The 300-nt window shown below is 49.7% G+C and carries 1 protein-coding gene; it reads right to left on the bottom strand.

What is annotated here, in order from left to right:
• A partial coding sequence (locus tag A6049_RS32365; RefSeq protein ID WP_481853594.1) for a flagellin N-terminal helical domain-containing protein occupies positions 1-300 on the bottom strand: 300 nt, incomplete at both ends.

Here is a 300-nt window from a genome sequence, read left to right as displayed (position 1 = left end):
AACGTTAGTGTCCGAAGCGGATTGTACAGCCAGCTCTCTTTGACGTTGCAGGATCGAGTGTACTTCGTTCAACGCGCCTTCAGTCGTTTGGATCAGCGAGATACCATCTTGTGAGTTCTTGGCAGCCATGTCCAAACCACGAATTTGACCGCGCATTTTTTCGGAAATTGCCAAGCCGGCAGCGTCATCGCCTGCACGGTTGATACGCAGACCCGAAGACAGTTTCTCTATGGATTTGTTTGTGTTTGTTGTGTTCACGGAAAGCTGACGGTGCGTGTTCATTGCTGCGATATTGTGGTT

Origin of the sequence: Paenibacillus sp. O199 (assembly GCF_001636635.1) — a bacterium.
GTDB classification, from domain to species: Bacteria; Bacillota; Bacilli; order Paenibacillales; family Paenibacillaceae; genus Paenibacillus; species Paenibacillus marchantiae.
The sequence above is the reverse complement of the archived record's forward strand: the minus strand, read 5'-3'. Positions and strand labels throughout refer to the sequence as shown.